The 1,186-nt window shown below is 60.7% G+C and carries 1 protein-coding gene and 1 pseudogene; both read left to right on the top strand.

Going from position 1 to position 1,186, the window contains the following annotated elements; genetic code table 11:
- Nucleotides 1-621 precede the first annotated feature (621 nt).
- A complete protein-coding gene (locus ACPYN7_RS17985) occupies nt 622-930 on the top strand; it encodes a transposase (RefSeq protein WP_424348553.1) in 309 nt (102 codons plus the stop codon).
- Nucleotides 927-1,186: pseudogene (locus ACPYN7_RS17980) on the top strand (IS3 family transposase); the annotation flags it as partial. The gene ACPYN7_RS17985 and the pseudogene ACPYN7_RS17980, both read left to right, overlap by 4 nt.

Below are 1,186 nucleotides of genomic sequence, written 5' to 3'. Positions count from 1 at the left end.
GCCTTCGAGCACCAGCTCATGAACCCCGCGGCAGAAGCCGCATAACTCGATGTCCACGAAACGGGGTCAACCCCAGAAGGGGGCGATTGGTGCTGGTCACATGCGTGTACCAAGTTTGGCCTACTTCAGCATCTGAGTCTCCGACAGTGGCGTCATAAAGGTTTTCTTCGGTGAGGATTACTTCAACACCAATCCACATATGGAGACGTGTTGGGTCTTCCATGCCTTGTTCAAACCAATGTTCAGCGGCCTCTTCCAAAGTGTCAGCAATGACGGATCTACCACTGTCGCTGTGTAGCCATTCACCTCGCTTGCTTTTGCTGAATTTCAGATTCGTCTTTTGCTGTGCATTCGTCGCTCATGCGTAGTTCCTTCCAAAGTCGGTCATTACTGGCAACCACGTGTTCTGCGTTCGCTTCTTAGGCGTCGCAAACTCTTCGTAGGGCCATAGGTCGGGATTGAAGTCTTCTGACTCGTCCCATATCTCGATGAACACCGGATCTGGAATCTCGGCATCGCGCACCTTGACAAGCGAGCAGCGCGGCCGCTCGGTGGGACTGCCGCACGAACAGGTGACACCCGATCTGGCTTGCCCGTAGGCCGGCCTGGAAGGATGTTGCTGTGCCCGCTCCCTATCCCCAAGAGTTCCGTGACGACGTCGTGCGCGTGGCCCGCAGTCGCGAAGACGGTGTGACGCTCGCGCAGATCGCCAAGGACTTCGGCATCCACGAGATGACCTTGTCGAAGTGGATGCGCCAAGCCGACATCGAGGACGGTGAGAAGCCCGGGACCACCAGAGCCGAGTCCGCGGAGAATCGTGAGCTGAAGAAGCGGATCCGCCTGCTCGAGCAAGAGAACGAAGTCCTGCGCCGGGCGGCGGCCTACCTGTCGCAGGCGAACCTGCCGGGAAAAGGCTCTACCCGCTCGTGAAGGAGCTCGCCGCCGACGGGGTTCCCGTCGCGGTGACGTGCCGGGTGCTCAAGCTCTCCCGCCAGCCCTACTACCGGTGGCTGGCGGACCCTGTCACCGCTGCCGAGGTCCTCCAGGCGTACCGGGCGAACGCGTTGTTCGACGCCCACCACGACGACCCAGAGTTCGGCTACCGCCTGCTGGTCGACGAGGCCAAGGACGCCGGCGAGGTGATGTGTGAGCGCAGCGCGTGGCGGATCTGCCGGGACAACCGCTG

It is taken from the genome of Kocuria sp. CH-021 (assembly GCF_049716185.1).
Lineage (GTDB): Bacteria > Actinomycetota > Actinomycetes > Actinomycetales > Micrococcaceae > Kocuria > Kocuria cellulosilytica.
This window is presented reverse-complemented; position numbering and strand designations above follow the sequence as displayed.